The organism is Aeromonas sp. 1805 (genome assembly GCF_013085525.1).
In the GTDB taxonomy this organism is placed as follows: domain Bacteria; phylum Pseudomonadota; class Gammaproteobacteria; order Enterobacterales; family Aeromonadaceae; genus Aeromonas; species Aeromonas hydrophila.
Window position 1 is genome coordinate 1969847 of record NZ_CP038515.1, and the last position, 14044, is coordinate 1983890.

Annotated in this window: 16 protein-coding genes and 1 pseudogene; 7 read left to right on the forward strand and 10 right to left on the reverse strand. The window is 57.9% G+C overall.

Translation table 11 applies throughout. The features are described 5' to 3' along the window. The first annotated feature begins 15 nt into the window (after nt 1-15). Nucleotides 16-1230, forward strand: coding sequence for a 2-iminoacetate synthase ThiH (gene thiH, locus E5E96_RS09385; protein ID WP_171283217.1), 1215 nt, complete (start codon nt 16-18; stop codon nt 1228-1230). 544 nt (nt 1231-1774) lie between these two features. On the opposite strand, the gene E5E96_RS09390 is transcribed toward thiH, so the two are convergent. From E5E96_RS09390 to E5E96_RS09405, 4 genes and pseudogenes are all read right to left on the reverse strand, one after another. Then, a complete protein-coding gene (locus tag E5E96_RS09390; protein ID WP_171282004.1) occupies nt 1775-3577 on the reverse strand; it encodes a tetratricopeptide repeat protein in 1803 nt (600 codons plus the stop codon). Nucleotides 3578-3710: 133 nt separating this feature from the next. Beyond that, nucleotides 3711-4025 (reverse strand): annotated as a pseudogene (locus E5E96_RS09395) (GNAT family N-acetyltransferase); the annotation flags it as partial. Beyond that, a complete protein-coding gene (locus E5E96_RS09400; protein WP_171282005.1) occupies nt 4025-4441 on the reverse strand; it encodes a GNAT family N-acetyltransferase in 417 nt (138 codons plus the stop codon). The pseudogene E5E96_RS09395 and the gene E5E96_RS09400, both read right to left, overlap by 1 nt. 28 nt (nt 4442-4469) lie before the next feature. Beyond that, entirely contained in the window at nt 4470-5105 is a 636-nt protein-coding gene (locus E5E96_RS09405) for a Vat family streptogramin A O-acetyltransferase (protein ID WP_171282006.1), read from the reverse strand. Between the two features lie 222 nt (nt 5106-5327). On the opposite strand from E5E96_RS09405, the gene E5E96_RS09410 reads away from it, so the two are divergent. Continuing rightward, complete coding sequence (locus E5E96_RS09410; protein WP_010635332.1) at nt 5328-5909, forward strand: hypothetical protein; 582 nt, start codon at nt 5328-5330, stop codon at nt 5907-5909. 98 nt (nt 5910-6007) lie between these two features. Here E5E96_RS09410 and E5E96_RS09415 read toward each other — a convergent pair whose 3' ends face one another. From E5E96_RS09415 to E5E96_RS09425, 3 genes are all read right to left on the reverse strand, one after another. Further along, a complete protein-coding gene (locus E5E96_RS09415) occupies nt 6008-6610 on the reverse strand; it encodes a DUF642 domain-containing protein (protein WP_171282007.1) in 603 nt (200 codons plus the stop codon). 256 nt (nt 6611-6866) lie between these two features. Further along, a complete protein-coding gene (locus E5E96_RS09420; protein WP_171282008.1) occupies nt 6867-7280 on the reverse strand; it encodes an N-acetyltransferase in 414 nt (137 codons plus the stop codon). Between the two features lie 112 nt (nt 7281-7392). Then, nucleotides 7393-7710, reverse strand: a complete 318-nt coding sequence (locus E5E96_RS09425) for a hypothetical protein (protein WP_158198148.1) — start codon at nt 7708-7710, stop codon at nt 7393-7395. A 370-nt stretch (nt 7711-8080) separates the two neighbouring features. Here E5E96_RS09425 and E5E96_RS09430 point away from each other — a divergent pair, with 370 nt between their 5' ends. Both E5E96_RS09430 and E5E96_RS09435 read left to right on the forward strand, forming a co-directional pair. Continuing rightward, a complete protein-coding gene (locus E5E96_RS09430; protein WP_171282009.1) occupies nt 8081-8986 on the forward strand; it encodes a sensor domain-containing diguanylate cyclase in 906 nt (301 codons plus the stop codon). A gap of 457 nt (nt 8987-9443) precedes the next feature. Further along, on the forward strand, nt 9444-10718 hold the full coding sequence (locus tag E5E96_RS09435) for an amino acid permease (protein ID WP_024945675.1): 1275 nt from the start codon (nt 9444-9446) through the stop codon (nt 10716-10718). A 63-nt stretch (nt 10719-10781) separates the two neighbouring features. On the opposite strand, the gene E5E96_RS09440 is transcribed toward E5E96_RS09435, so the two are convergent. Then, nucleotides 10782-11420 (reverse strand): exopolysaccharide biosynthesis protein, encoded by a 639-nt coding sequence (locus E5E96_RS09440; protein ID WP_016349228.1) that lies wholly within the window; start codon nt 11418-11420, stop codon nt 10782-10784. Nucleotides 11421-11670: 250 nt separating this feature from the next. Between E5E96_RS09440 and E5E96_RS09445 the strand changes: the two genes are divergently transcribed. Both E5E96_RS09445 and E5E96_RS09450 read left to right on the forward strand, forming a co-directional pair. Next, entirely contained in the window at nt 11671-12291 is a 621-nt protein-coding gene (locus E5E96_RS09445) for an outer membrane beta-barrel protein (RefSeq protein ID WP_039212918.1), read from the forward strand. 5 nt (nt 12292-12296) lie between these two features. Then, nucleotides 12297-12839: a GNAT family N-acetyltransferase gene (locus tag E5E96_RS09450; protein ID WP_171283218.1), complete on the forward strand. Its 543-nt coding sequence runs from the start codon at nt 12297-12299 to the stop codon at nt 12837-12839. Here E5E96_RS09450 and E5E96_RS09455 read toward each other — a convergent pair. Beyond that, nucleotides 12820-13125 (reverse strand): monooxygenase, encoded by a 306-nt coding sequence (locus E5E96_RS09455; protein WP_085734317.1) that lies wholly within the window; start codon nt 13123-13125, stop codon nt 12820-12822. The two genes, E5E96_RS09450 and E5E96_RS09455, sit on opposite strands and share 20 nt — an antisense overlap. A gap of 121 nt (nt 13126-13246) precedes the next feature. Between E5E96_RS09455 and E5E96_RS09460 the strand changes: the two genes are divergently transcribed. Beyond that, a complete protein-coding gene (locus E5E96_RS09460) occupies nt 13247-13612 on the forward strand; it encodes a helix-turn-helix domain-containing protein (RefSeq protein ID WP_171282010.1) in 366 nt (121 codons plus the stop codon). Here E5E96_RS09460 and E5E96_RS09465 read toward each other — a convergent pair. Next, nucleotides 13609-14043, reverse strand: a complete 435-nt coding sequence (locus E5E96_RS09465) for an N-acetyltransferase (RefSeq protein WP_171282011.1) — start codon at nt 14041-14043, stop codon at nt 13609-13611. The two genes, E5E96_RS09460 and E5E96_RS09465, sit on opposite strands and share 4 nt — an antisense overlap. Between the last annotated feature and the right edge of the window lies 1 nt (nt 14044).

The following is a 14044-nucleotide window of genomic DNA, read 5'->3' on the forward strand; positions in this document are numbered from 1 at the left end:
CATGATGCTGGTGCTATGGGTCGCTCCGAGCCTGTTGCACAACTCCACGCACGCCCGAGTGATAGCCCCCCTCTCCCTCTGGGAGAGGGGCTGGGGGTGAGGGCTAAGGAGCCTTCCTTTCTCGACCATTGGCAGGAGCTGGAGTGGGACGATATCGGCATGCAGATCCGCGCCAAGACCGCCGCCGATGTGGCTCGGGCGCTGAGTGCACCCCGCCGTACCCTGGCCGATTTTATGGCGCTGATTTCCCCTGCCGCCGAAGCGTGCCTGCCGCAGATGGCAGCCGAGGCCGAGCGGCTCACCCGCCAGCGCTTTGGCAACACCATCGGCTTCTATGTGCCGCTCTATCTGTCGAACCTGTGCGCCAACGACTGCACCTACTGCGGCTTCTCCATGAGCAACCGCCTCAAGCGCAAGACCTTGAATAGCGAAGAGATTGAGCGCGAGTGTCTGGCCATCAAGGCACGCGGTTTCGACAGCGTGCTGCTGGTGACCGGCGAGCACGAGCACAAGGTGGGGCTCGCCTATTTTCGTGAGGTGATGCCCATCATCCGCCGCCACTTCAGCACGGTGGGGATGGAGGTACAGCCCCTCTCGCAAGCCGAATATGCCGAGCTGAAGACCCTCGGCCTCGACGCCGTCATGGTCTATCAGGAGACCTACCACGCCCCCACCTACGCCCGCCACCACCTGCGCGGCAACAAGCGGGATATCGCATGGCGCCTTGCCACGCCGGATCGGCTGGGCCGCGCCGGTATCGACAAAATCGGCTTGGGGGCGCTGATCGGTCTCTCCTCGGACTGGCGCGCCGACAGCTACTTTGTCGCCGAGCATCTGAGCTGGCTTGAGCGTCACCACTGGCAGAGCCGCTACTCGCTCTCCTTCCCGCGTCTGCGTCCCTGCACCGGTGGGCTGGAGCCTGCCGTAGTCATGTCGGATCGCCAACTGGCCCAGCTTATCTGCGCCTGGCGACTTTTCTCGCCCACGCTGGACTTGTCCCTCTCCACTCGCGAGTCCGCTACGTTTCGCAACGGTGCGGTGCGCCTTGGCATTACCCAGATGTCGGCCGAATCGCGCACCCAGCCGGGTGGCTATGCCGAGGGGGATAAAGAGGAGCTGGAGCAGTTCGCCATCCATGACGATCGCCCGGTGGGGGAAGTGGCCGCCGCCGTGCGGCAGGCGGGGTTGCAGCCGGTGTTCAAGGACTGGGAACCCTTCTTGGGCCGATAGGGGCGGCCACGCCCCCTTTGCCTGTCGTATCTGGGCGTCCGGCCAGACTCCGTGCCTGTGGCGAGCAGGCACGGCTGCGCCGTGCAATCGTAGGGTCGATTAGCCGTCAGGCGTAATCGTCCGAGGGGATAGTCGATGGCACGGCTTCGCCGAGCAGGATGCGAGGCCAAAGAAAAGTCACCAGTCGAGCGGCCACCCCCGCTTATTCGCCCGACTTCGTCGGGTTCCTTAGGCTCACCCACTTGTCCGACGGCACGCGGCGACGGGCCTTTGGCCTTCGCCATCCATGGCTTCGGCCAAAGTCCGCTTCGAACATCCCTGTTCTCGCGCCAAATCGGGTCGAGCTGCGCTCACCCTTTTCCGATTTGGCCCATGGCCCGGCGCCGCTCGCTCGACATCCTGTCTCGCGGCCTGGACAAGCGGGTTCGTCTCAGCGAATAAGAGGGGGGCGGTTGAGGCCGGTGTCATGTGATCACTAGGTCTATATAAGAGGACTCCATCAAAAACCCCGAACTATACAGCTACTGATATATTCCATTGGTGATTACTTATAAGCACATCTAGATGCCCTTATATGGAACTTTTCGCGGTCATCTGGGCGTTCATTTAACTCTTGGCTATATTTTATTGCTAATTGATGATGCCAATAAGGGGCCATCATCTCTTTATAAGGGGCTTTGGGGCCTAGGGTTACATAATTAATTGGTTTTAAATGATTATCCCTGTATAGTTCAAGGTATAGTTTTGGTGGGATGTTATGTTCTAGGTCAGGATCGATAGCCTTTATCTCCTCTGCACCATAGCTAAGATGTGTAATTATAATTCGGTGTTCTTGTTCATCCTTATAATCTGAATCTTTAATTAAATAGGGTATTGGGCCTAGAAGCTTCGCCAAGGATTGATATTTTTCATTTGTTGGTGAATCACCTATAAATGCCTTTGCAGCACGTGTCAACTTGTCAATAATGTTATACAGTTCGCATTTTACATCATTTACAGGATAGCCATTCTTGTCAATGTAAATAACACGATAGAATGCGGCGCTTTCATCTGAACCACTATCTTCATTATTATATGAAGTATATTTGTTGTGATCTGCTTTTTCTGTTGTTTTATTAAGCAGCCTATAATCAAAGAAATCGTTAATATTGAAGGTTATGGCACAACCGCAAGCATCATCATTTAGATGGTTTTTGCTATAAAAGCGCCACATATTAAGACTGTCGCTATCGGGTAGAAAACAACCAACAAAAACAGGGTTTGCTTCTATAGGTTCATGACCTATGGCTCGCCAAAGTAATTTCCCTTCATTGGGGTCATTAACTGCATTAAGATGTCCTAGTCGTAATGGACTTTTCTCCTTTAACAATCGATTTCCCACGGATAAAGAAGTGTAATGGGTCATGGTCGGTTGCTTGTTAGTATCAGCAATTAACTTTGACAAAAGCTGTCGTCGTATTTCTGTGATTTCTGAAGATATTGTCTCTCTTTCAATTTTATCTATTTGCTCGATAGACTTTGAACCATATTCAGGGTCGTTACATATTCTTTTGAATAACTCAATGGCCTTGGCTTTGTTTTTGCCCTTATAACTATCATTTAAATATATTAGGCCGAGGTTATATAGTGCTCTTGCATTATTTTTTTCTGCAGCTTTGTTAAACCATTTTATGGCTTCCTTGAAGCTTTTTATTACGCCGCGACCATTCTGGTACATCAAGGCAAGGTTGCACTGCGCGATAGCATTTCCTTGTTTTGCTGCCTTGCGATACCAAGTTGCAGCCTCTTTATAATTTTTAATTCCAGTTGGGCCATATTGGTAAATCACACCAAGGTTATTCTGTGCACCATGATGACCCTTATCAGCTGCCTTACGATACCAAATGGCAGCTTCTTCTTTGCTTGTGGGAACGCCAAGGCCATTAGAGTACATCAGGCCAAGATAAAATAGGGAATCAGGATCGTCTTGCTCCGCCCCTTTACGATACCAGTAGAGCGCTTCATCGTAGTTTTGTTGAACTCCCTTACCATCTTCATATGCTCGGCCAAGGTTACCCTGTGCAACTGCGTTTCCTTGTTCAGCCGACTTCCGATACCATCTAGTCGCCTCATCGTAATTTTGGGGAACCCCCTGACCAATATTATAAGCTACGCCGAGATTATTTTGAGCATACATATGGTCCTGCTCTGCGGCCTTTAGATACCACTTGGCAGCCTCTTCATAATTCTGTTGAACTCCTTTACCAATGCTGTATCTCCATCCAAGACTAAACTGTGCCTCTGCATCACCTTGCTCAGACTTTTTAATTAGTTCATTTATTTCTGAAGATTGCTCTGGGATGTTCATATAATTCCACGTGTCAGGCTGAATAGTGCGTTATTAATGTTCTTGAACAATGTTAATATTTATTCTTGGTGTAATGAATCCTTTATGTGGGAAAGTGTGAGTTATTGCAATGTTTACTTTGTAGGGAGTTTGAGGATTGGCGTACCCAATAGCCGATATTGCCGTAGCGATGATGGGGCGACAGCTGGTTAACACCTGCGCCACCCAGCAGTTGGCCGGTGGTGGCGCAGAAGATGCCCATGTCAAAGGCGCGTCCCGCCGCACAATCCTGCTCGCAGCTGGTAAACCACTCCAGCGCGCTCACCCGGGTAAATGAACGGGAGCACCAGCTCATCCATTGGCCGACCGTCTCGATCGATTCGTGGGCCGCGCGGACAAACTCATCGGTATCGGCCGGTTCGAACGGGCGGATCACGAGTTGAGCGTTGGCAAGACGCTGGAATAGCATCACTTATCCTGCTTTTTCAGGAAGTAACTGATATGCCCCGGCGGCATATCGGGCTGCTGGCCAAAGACTTCGTAACCCTGTTTCTGGTAGAAGGGGAGGGCCTGAAAACTGGTGGTTTCCAGATGGTAGTTGGTGATGCCCTTGCTTTGGGCGTACTGCTCCATGGCGCCGAGCAGGCGGCCGCCGCAGCCATCGCGGCGGATGCTTTCGTCGATCCAGAGCCAGTCGACGTGCAGCCAGCCCCACTTGATGTCGGCAATGATGCCGCCGTGTACCTTGCCCTCTTCATCCTTGATAAAGCTGGCGATCCGCTCGCGCAGATGGGTGCTGGCGCGATCCTTGTTGAAGCCCGAGAGACCAATGCGCAGCGCTTCGATCTCATCATCCTGAGGCGGTTGGGGTGGGGTTAGTTGCATAGTGCTTCCTGCTTGATGGTGGTTGTCTCTAGGGGATTGCCGCTTCCAGCGCGGCTATCTCACCGCCGCTGATAAGCGGCAGGTTGCGGCTGATCTGCTCCACCGGCCAGTCCCACCAGGCGATGGCGTTGAGACGGGCGATGGTGTCATCGTCGAAGCGGTAGCGGATCACCTTGGCGGGGTTGCCGCCGACCACGGCATAGGCAGGCACGTCACCGGTAACCACGGAGCGGGCGGCGATAATGGCGCCGTTGCCGACCTTTACCCCCGGCATAAGCAGGGCATCATAGCCAATCCAGACATCGTGGCCGATGACGGTATCGCCCTTGTAGGGCATGCTGCCCGGGGCGGGGGCTGCGCTCTCCCAGCCGTTGCCGAAGATAAAGAAGGGGTAGGTGGAGAAACCGGAGGTCTGGTGATTGGCGCCGTTCATGATGAACTTCACCCCGCGGGCGATGGCGCAGAACTTGCCGATGATCAGCTTGTCGCCGACGAAGGGGAAGTGGTAGAGGACGTTGCGCTCGAAGCCCGCCGAATCCTCCGGGTCGTCGTAATAGGTGTAGCCACCCACCTCGATATTGGCCCCCTTGATGGTGTTCTTGATAAAGCACACCTGGGGGAAGCCGTTCATGGGGTGGGGATTGGCGGGATCGGGTCCGTGCATGGGGAACACCTCTGGAATCGGGTCTCAGGCTACCCTAACGGAATCGGGTGGAGCCTGGCCACCCTTTTGTGCCCTCCGCTTCGCCAGTCTCTGTCGCCCGGTGGTGGTGAGCGCATCGACCCCGCCGGGGTTTGTCTCTAGCATAAGGAGGATGCGGGGCAGGGGCTCCGCCATGCGGGTGGTGGTTGATGCCCGTTTACGGACTTCTGGCGGAGAGAAAAGATGAAGCTGCGTTCCTTGTTGATGGTGGGTGCCCTGCTGCTGGGCGGTTGTGCGGTCAATCCCTACGGTGGCACTCAGGCTCCTGTCAGTGAACCGGACCAGCCAGTAAGTCAGCCGGACAAGCCGGTGACCAAGCCGGATGCCGGGGCGCCGCTGCCCAAACCGGTGGCGCCGACCGGGCTGGCGCTGGCCATGGCCGATGCCTTTGTGCAGGCCCCCGAGGTGCGCGAGCTGGCGCAAACCGGCCAGCCGGTGCTGCTGCTCACTCCGCCCCAGAACGGCACCGGCGAGCCGGTGGACACCCGCGCCATGGCGGCGGCCATGAGCAAGCGCATCCAGAGCAAGAGCGGTTTTCGCTTTGTCGACCCGGGTCAGGTGGCGGCCATCACCGGTCAGCTTGAGTATCAGCAGGGCAGGATGAATCCGGCCTCCCTGGTGCGGCTCGGCCGCCAGACCGGCGCCGGCTACATGCTGTACGGGGATCTGGTGGCCGAGGGCAGCCGCTATCGGCTGTCGATGACCCTGATGGAGCTGCGCAGCGGTGAGCTGCTCTGGAGCGGCAGTCGCTCCGCCAGCCACTGATAGCTAGAAAGGGTTGCAGGAGCAAACTTGCATGATTGCTCCTGGCTTCCCTGTCTTAAGGAAACTTGATTACTCGGCTATGTGAATGCCAAGGCATATTAGTTGACGAGAATGGCGCGAGGTTTGTTGAGTGGAACAACATTGACATCATCAAGGACGGTAAAGTGTTCCAGTGAGTTGGTATCTGTGGTGAATTTTATGGTTGTACTTGCTTGGCTTGCGACAAAAGAGAATGAGAAATAAGTCCAGTCAATGGCATCGCTGCGTTCTGTCTTCAAGTTATAAATATAGTGCTCATCACCGATCATGACGTTCAGTTTGGCTGTCCCATCCCGGTTATAGTTTTTTTGGGTGCCAGCATAAAATGTAACTAGATACTTGGCGCCAATCTTGGTTGGAAATGACTGTTCGATGCCGCCCCCGGTTTTTGAATAATAGTTATTTAGATCAATCACATAATCGCCATCTGGGGTGTAGATCTTGCTGCCACCCGACGCGGATACATGAGAAGACCACTCAACGCCCTCACCCAAGGTTTTCCACCCAGGGAGACTGATCTCGTCATTCCCGGGCAAGGTTTCCCAAATGGAAGGTCTGGCTGGTGAGTTTTCAAAACTGCCGTTGACTAGCAATTGGTCACATTCGTTGGCATAAATAATATTGCTAAAAGTTATGGCAAGTATTAACAGGTAATTTTTCATAGATAAATCCTCTTTGTTTTAAAAATGTTATTTTAAAACGGGCAATACAGATGTCATGTGCCCATATGGGGCTTGATAAGGGGAGGCCATTAGGTGGTTGCATACAATGAAATTCATTGTAGGGTGTTGTGTCAATATTCGTTTTAATCACGACTGCCATTAATAAATTGGCATATAGTAACGCCGCAATTTTTATGCGGCGTATTCAGTTATTTTAAAATATATTGTGCGCAGACCTATGCCGAGGTGCTCTGGCCTATTCCATCTTCTTCAGAAAATAGGTGGTATGCCCAGGCGGCATGTCCGGCAGCTCGCCAAAGACCTGGTAACCCTGCTTCTGATAGAAGGGCAGCGCCTGGAAGCTGGTGGTTTCCAGATGAAAGTTGTTGATGCCCTTGCTTCGGGCGTACTGCTCCATGGTGGCGAGCAGGCGGCCGCCCCAGCCATCCTGGCGGATGCGCTCGTCAATCCAGAGCCAGTCCACGTGCAGCCAACCCCACTTGAGGTCGGCGGTGATGCCGCCATGCACCTTGCCCGCTTCATCCTTGATAAAACTGGCGATGTGCTCGCGCAGGTGGGTGCCGGCCTTGCCGATGTTGTAGCCCGACAGGCCGATGCGCAGTGCGTCGACATCCTGCTCGGCAGGGGGTTGTGGTGGGGTCAGGTGCATGGTCTCTCCAGAGCCGGGTAAAGGGCCTCTATCCATAACCGTTAAGACTCAATGCGGTCAAGTGGTTGCCCGACCTCAATGGTTATCAGCCTGCCGGGCGGGCAACCCGGCATCACAACTGCGGGAAGTAGCAGGCGGCCATGTCGACCGGGTGATCGGGACTGCCGGGCAGGTAGAAGTGCCAGCCCGCATCGGTGAAGGCACGCAGCTCGCTCTCCACGAACTTGAGGGCGAGGCTGAGGGCCTGCAGGGCATCGACGCCATAGATGAAGGTCTTGTTGCCAAGGCCGTCCAGCTTCACCTTGCAGCGCCAGTCACCGCCGGCGGACTTGGGGTCCGGCTCGGGGGCGCGGATGGCAATCTTCACGGTCAGCTGTTCTCCCTCGATGCTGATGGCATCGAAGCGGGCTTTCACTATGGCTCTCTTCATCTGGACGATCCTTTTCCGGGGGCCGGCGCCTGTCTGGCCGGGGGCTGATGGTCGGTGAGCCGGCCGTCAGTGGCAGACTCAGGAAGGTCAGCCTAATGGATGCGAGCGTCGCAGACAACGGGCGCAGCGACTGTCTGTGAGGTAGGATGAATATCGGTGAGCAGCACCTGCATCGGGGTGTGAGCCGTAGAGAATTTCGCCGGTACAAGGCATGGTTTGGCGTGTAAAGACAGCTTAGGTGACTGAGTTATTTGATAAATGCTTACTGATGATTGAATTAAATACCCGCACGGAGCCTGTCGCGGTACGATAACCAGAGCAGGCGGCAGTCTGATCTTGGCTGTTGGTAATCAGATTTAAAGGAAATGGCATGGCTCTCTCGGTCAAACAACTATATGAAGTGATGGCCCAGCTGCCCGATCCCGTCTTCATCCTGAGCGAGGATGGCTACTACATCGAATACATCGGCGGGATGGAGCAGCAATCCTACCAGGATGGCAACCCGCTGGCGGGCAAGCGGCTGGCCGATGTGCTGCCCGAGATCATGGCGCAATGGGTGATGGAGCAAATTGCTCTGGCGCTGGATTCGGGCCAGGTGCAGGTGGTGGAGTATGAACTGGCTGCGGTTGAAGTCGATGGCATCAATGCCGGGGTTGGACCGCAGGGCCCGCAGCGCTTCGAGGGCAAGATTGCGCCGCTGCCCTCCCGCTACGACGGCAAGCGGGCGGTGGCCTGGGTGACCCGCAGCATTACCCGCCAATACGAGCTGCAGCAGCGGCTCAAGCAGCAGAGCGAGACCGATCAGTTGACCGGCCTCTACAACCGGCGCTTCTTTTTCGAGCATTGCCAGCAACAACGGCTCGGCAGCGCGTGCTGCGGCCTGGTGATGCTGGACATCGACCATTTCAAGCAGATCAACGATCGCTTCGGCCATCAGCAGGGTGACCGGGCGCTGCAGCGCTTCTGCAACTGCGTGGCAGACCAGTTGAGGGCGGACGATCTGTTTGTGCGCAGCGGCGGCGAGGAGTTCCTGATCCTGCTGCCCGGCCTGAGCGAGCCGGATCTGCTGGTGTTGGCGGAGCGGATCCGGGCGGCCGTGGCGGCCCTGCCGGCGGATCCGGTCGCCTTTACTGTCAGCCTGGGCACCACCCTGGTGCAGCCGGGGGAGGAGATCAACCAGGCGCTGGCCCGCGCCGACGAGTGGCTCTATCGGGCCAAACGGGCCGGCCGCAACCGGGTCGCTCACTGCCCGGTGGCCCGCCGTCGAAATGGCTGAGTAATGGCAGGCCATCGCTTGATTGTCTTTGGCATATCCAGAATGAACCGGCTATCAATGAGTCATGCGAGCAAGCATATATTTTGCTGATATTGACGAACTGATGCTGTTAATATTAACAGGGCACTCTCTGGTCTTATTCAAGCTGTTGAACAACTCACCGAGGTTTTGTCGTTATGTTATCAGACGGAGCTGAATTGATTATCTTGAGGCCGAAATGACACATCTTATTTCCTTTTGAAACAATCCGATTCAAACAGTCATGAATTATTAACCTTGACCTTTATGGCGATTTCAACGATGGTAGCGTGGCATCCCCGTTTCCTCTTGGTGATCATGTTGATCGCAGGCGGGCTTGTTTTTTCTACGATCCGGTCGATATGCCGCTGCATATCACCAGCCTAATTACACGGGCCAATAAAATAAAAGATGACAGATTAATAAGGTGTATATCGCAATGAGTGTTGCTATTGCTGAAAAGAGTAATCCCGCATCAAAGTTGAAATGGGAGAAAAGTGATTCGGTATGGACCATGGGCTTATATGCCACTGCGGTCGGTGCCGGTACACTGTTTCTCCCAATTACCGTTGGCAGTAATTCGCCGGTTATTTTGCTATTTATATTATTGATGGCATTTCCGCTTTCTTATTATTCCCATCGGGCGTTGAGTCGTTTCGTATTATCCAGCTCCCATCGGGAAGGGGATATTACCCACGTGGTGGAAGAGCACTTCGGTGCGCGGGCGGGCAAGCTGCTGATGCTGGTCTACCTGATGGCCTTCTACCCCATCATTCTGGTCTACAGCATCTCCATCACCAACGCGATCCAGAGCTTTGTGGTGCATCAGCTGGGCAATGCCGAGATCCCGCGCGGCTTGCTGGTGCTGGGGGTGATGCTGGGGCTGCACCTGGTGCTGCTGGCAGGCAAGCAGATCGTGGTGTCGGCCATCAGCGTGCTGGCCCTGCCCATGGTTGCCTTCCTCATCGGCCTCTCCATCTATCTGCTGCCCCAGTGGAGCCTCTCCTACTTCAGCGAGAGTCAGGGGGTGGACTGGCGCGATCCGGCATTCTGGAAATCCCTCTGGCTGATCGTGCCGGTGATGGTGTTCTCGTTCAGCCACGCGCCCATCATCTCCTCCTTCAGTGCGGCGCAGAAGAAGCGCTGTCAGGCGAGCGCCGACCAGCGCGCCAAGCGCATTATCAAGTGCAGCAGCCTGCTGATTTGCGGCAGCGTGCTGTTCTTCGTGGTGAGCTGCGTGATGAGCCTGAGTCAGGCCGAGATGGCGCAGGCCCGCATCGACAATATTTCGGTGCTGTCGGCGCTGGCGAACAAGTTCTCCAATCCGCTGATCGCCTACGTGGGGCCGCTCATCGCCATTCTGGCCATGTCCAAATCCTTCCTCGGCACCTCCATGGGGGTGAGCGAGGGGACGGTGAGCATGGTGAACGGTGCCTGTCAGGGGCTGGGGCTGTCGCTGCGTGAAGCGACCATCGCACGGGTCTCGTCGGTCATCCTGTTCGTGGTGACCGGGGTGATTACCTACTTGAACCCGAACGTGCTGGAGATCATCGAGAAGGTGAGCGGGCCGCTCATCGCGGTGATCCTGTTCCTGCTGCCGGCCTGTTCCATCTATCGTCTGCCCGCCCTCAAGCGTTATCGCGGGGCGAGTACCCTCTTCGTGCTGGTGATCGGGCTGCTGGCCATCTCGGCCCTTATCTACGATCTGCTGTGACGGCGGATCCCGCACAAGTCAAAAAGGGCGACCCATGGGTCGCCCTTTTTCTTGGTGTTGCCGTTAGCCGAGCAGGGTGGAGACGCTCTGGCCGGCCATCAGCAGGCCGATGGCCAGGGCGCTGAACCAGACCAGGGTTGCGCTCACCAGCAGGTAGCCGCTGGCAACGAACAGGCCGTCGCGCTGCAGCATGCCGATGGCCAGCAGCAGAATGGCCCAGGCCGGCATGGCGTTGGTGAAGGGGATGGCCCCGAGCGGCAGCATCAGCAGCAGGGCCGCCAGCATGATCAGCAGGCCGTTGCAGCGGTTGATGGTACTGCTGCCGGTCAACAGCAGCAGGCGCGGGCGGATGAAGCGATCGATGCGGGCCAGCAGATCCGCCCCCTTGTGCAGGGTCGGCTTGAGCTGCTCGGCGGCGAAGCGGCGCTCCATCAGGATGGCGGGCAGCCAGGGCACCCGGTTGAGGGTGATGCCGATGCCGATGAACAGGATCAACAGGCCAAACGGGGTGCTGACGCCTGGGATGGAGACCGGCAGCAGGAAGGGCACGGTGAGCAGCACGCAAAACAGCAGCATGCCCTGTTCGCCGACCAGGGCCAGCATCTGGCGCAGGCTGATATGGCTCTCCTCGATGGCGTGGGCGGTGGCCCGCAGGGTATCGGAGAGCTTGTTCTGGGGGTCGTTGAGTTGCGCGGCAACCATTCCCTGATGTCCTTCTGGTGAGTTGAACCGGCTCACCATGAGCCGATTGCGCGCCAGCATACGTGGCACAGGTTAATCCGGGATGAATAACCGCAGGCGCGGATGTGCCGTTTGCCGGCAGGCTGCCGGTGGTGGCGACAGAGTGTGATCGCCCCGCTGAAAATCGCTTGATACAGGTCGGGTTTAGGATGGGGGCCAGTGGGCTCTGATATGCTTGACGGGCACTGATGCAGCGCACGGAGGAGCCGTGATGAAACGAGCAGGGATCATGATGATGGGACTGTTGTTGCCGCTGGGGCAGGCCTGGAGCGCCGAGGGGGAGGCCGCCCTCGGCTGGCAGGTGACGCCGTTCTTCGGCTACAGCTCGGCCATCGACTTCGAGGCCAATGACGACCCCAAACCGACGCCCGTCGCCACCCGGCTGGAGTCCTTGCAGGGGGAGCGCTCCGGCAGTTGGGGCCTGTTCATCAGCAAGGAGGTGGATGACCCCGGCATGATAGAGCTGCTCTACAGCCACCAGTCCACCCGCCTCTCCCCCGATCAGCCGGATCGGTTGACGGTGGACACCCTCCACTTTGCCGGGGCGCTCACCCTGTCGGACAACCTGATGGCCCCCTATATCGGCGCCGGTATCGGGGCGACCCGCTTTGCCGCCTACGACAGCGACGTCGCCCCCTCCATGTCGCTGGCGCTCGGGGTGCAGCCGCGCCTGACCGAGCATCTGGCACTGCGGGCCGAGGTGCGCGGTTATGGCTCGCTGGTCAACGACAACAGCCAGTTTCTGTGCAACCCGGACCAGTGCGTGTTCAAGGTGCGCGGCGAGCTGGTGACCCAGTGGCAGGCCAATATCGGCCTGACCCTGCGGTTTTGAGCCCCTTGCACTGCGGCGCCTTGCCACCCCTGCCTCGTACACTGCCCTCGCTGTCGACCCCGCGGCTGCTGCTGCGGGCATTGGATGCCGGGGACAGTGCCGATCTGTTCGCCATCTACGGGGACTCCGAGGTCATGCGTTTCGTCGGCGAGCCGCCGTTTCCCTCCCTCGCCACCGTGGCGCAGATGCTGGCGAGCGTCGCGCGGTTGCTGGCCGCCGGCGAATCGCTGGAGTGGGGGCTGGTGGCGCGCGACAGCGGCCGCCTGATCGGCACCTGCGGCCTGCACAGCTTTGCGGGGGATGCCGGTCTGCGCCAGGCAGAGGTGGGCTGCATGCTGGCTCGCAGCCACTGGGGAGAGGGATGGATGGCAGAGGCGCTGACGGCCCTGATCGCCTATGCCCGCCAGCTCGGCATCGCCACCCTAGTGGCGGATATCGAGCCGGACAATCTGCCCAGCCAGCGGTTGTTTCGGCGGCTGGGCTTTGTCTGGCAGCAGGATAGTTGCTACCGCTTGTCGCTTGAGGGGATCACACCAGACCACGGGTGAGGCGGCTGAGCGGTTCGTTGACGTCGAACAGCTTGAACTGCACCGCGCTGGCGCCCATGGCGAGCACCCGTTGCTCGTGCATGGTGGCGTAGGCGAGGGCGCTCGCCTCATCCTCGAACAGATAGATGCCGCCCGCCTCGCCGGTGCGTGGGTTCTCGGTCCAGATCTTGGAGATGAAGCCGGGCTCCTTGGTGATGGACTCGGCCAGCGGCATGGCCGCGGCGGTGAGGGCCGGCCCCATCAGCTCGGCGGGGAAGTTGAAATGGATCTGCAGCAGGCTGGGCATGGTGAACCTCTCGTGGGCGTTGAATGACTAAGCCCGCATCATAGGAAGCCGGCATCTTGGCTGCAAGAAGGCACATTTTCGTGGCATAGTTACCGCAAAGTAACCACTTGCGAGCCTTCCCTTGTCCTCACTGCCCTGTCCCGCCTACCGGGTGCTGCGCCTGCTGGCCGGCAAATGGAAACCGGCCATCCTGTTTCATCTGCGCGTGCAGACCCTGCGCTTTGGCGACCTGCGCCGCAGCCTGCCCGAGGTGAGCCAGAAGGTGCTCACCGCCCAGCTCAAGGAGCTGGAGAGCGACGGCGTCATCATCCGCACCCTCTACCCCGACGTGCCGCCCCGGGTGGAGTACAGCCTGAGCCCGCTCGGTATCGCCCTGCTCCCCCTGCTTCAGCAGATGCACGACTTCGCGCTGAGCCACGGCGATCTGCTGGCGCAGAGTGAAGCGGGGGCGGCCCGCGACGAGCCCCATCTAGGCGAGCCCAGTTAATCCCGCGCCGGCCAGACCATCACCCACTCGGCGCAGCCGGTGTGAGGATCCACGCCCTCTGCCGCCACCTGAAACCCTTGCGCGCGATAGAAGTCGCACGCGGCCCGGTTCTGCTGATAGACCTGCAGCCGCAGGGTTGGCAACTGCTGTTTGGCGTGCTCGAGCAGGGCCTTGCCCAGCCCTTGCCCCTGCCGCGCGGGGGCCACGAAGAGGGCGGCCAGGGAGCCCTGGTGCAGGGAGTAGAAGCCCAGCACCTGTTCACCCAAGCAGAGCAGCTGGCTGTCGGCGGCGGGCAGATAGATCTCCCGCATCGGCGCCAGGTTGGCGTGCCAGTAGGCGGGCTCGATGAAGTAGTGGGCCTGCAGGGAGGCCTCCAGCCAGATGGCGAGGACGGCCTCGGTGTCGGCCGGGGTGAAGGGGCGGATCTGCATG

Bases quoted from the DNA above. Each gene is read 5' to 3' on its own strand.
- thiH (WP_171283217.1), top strand. From the start codon at position 16: ATGGGTCGCTCCGAGCCTGTTGCACAACTCCACGCACGCCCGAGTGAT.
- E5E96_RS09390 (WP_171282004.1), bottom strand. From the start codon at position 3,577: ATGAACATCCCAGAGCAATCTTCAGAAATAAATGAACTAATTAAAAAG.
- E5E96_RS09400 (WP_171282005.1), bottom strand. From the start codon at position 4,441: ATGCAACTAACCCCACCCCAACCGCCTCAGGATGATGAGATCGAAGCG.
- E5E96_RS09405 (WP_171282006.1), bottom strand. From the start codon at position 5,105: ATGCACGGACCCGATCCCGCCAATCCCCACCCCATGAACGGCTTCCCC.
- E5E96_RS09410 (WP_010635332.1), top strand. From the start codon at position 5,328: ATGAAGCTGCGTTCCTTGTTGATGGTGGGTGCCCTGCTGCTGGGCGGT.
- E5E96_RS09415 (WP_171282007.1), bottom strand. From the start codon at position 6,610: ATGAAAAATTACCTGTTAATACTTGCCATAACTTTTAGCAATATTATT.
- E5E96_RS09420 (WP_171282008.1), bottom strand. From the start codon at position 7,280: ATGCACCTGACCCCACCACAACCCCCTGCCGAGCAGGATGTCGACGCA.
- E5E96_RS09425 (WP_158198148.1), bottom strand. From the start codon at position 7,710: ATGAAGAGAGCCATAGTGAAAGCCCGCTTCGATGCCATCAGCATCGAG.
- E5E96_RS09430 (WP_171282009.1), top strand. From the start codon at position 8,081: ATGGCTCTCTCGGTCAAACAACTATATGAAGTGATGGCCCAGCTGCCC.
- E5E96_RS09435 (WP_024945675.1), top strand. From the start codon at position 9,444: ATGAGTGTTGCTATTGCTGAAAAGAGTAATCCCGCATCAAAGTTGAAA.
- E5E96_RS09440 (WP_016349228.1), bottom strand. From the start codon at position 11,420: ATGGTTGCCGCGCAACTCAACGACCCCCAGAACAAGCTCTCCGATACC.
- E5E96_RS09445 (WP_039212918.1), top strand. From the start codon at position 11,671: ATGAAACGAGCAGGGATCATGATGATGGGACTGTTGTTGCCGCTGGGG.
- E5E96_RS09455 (WP_085734317.1), bottom strand. From the start codon at position 13,125: ATGCCCAGCCTGCTGCAGATCCATTTCAACTTCCCCGCCGAGCTGATG.
- E5E96_RS09465 (WP_171282011.1), bottom strand. From the start codon at position 14,043: ATGCAGATCCGCCCCTTCACCCCGGCCGACACCGAGGCCGTCCTCGCC.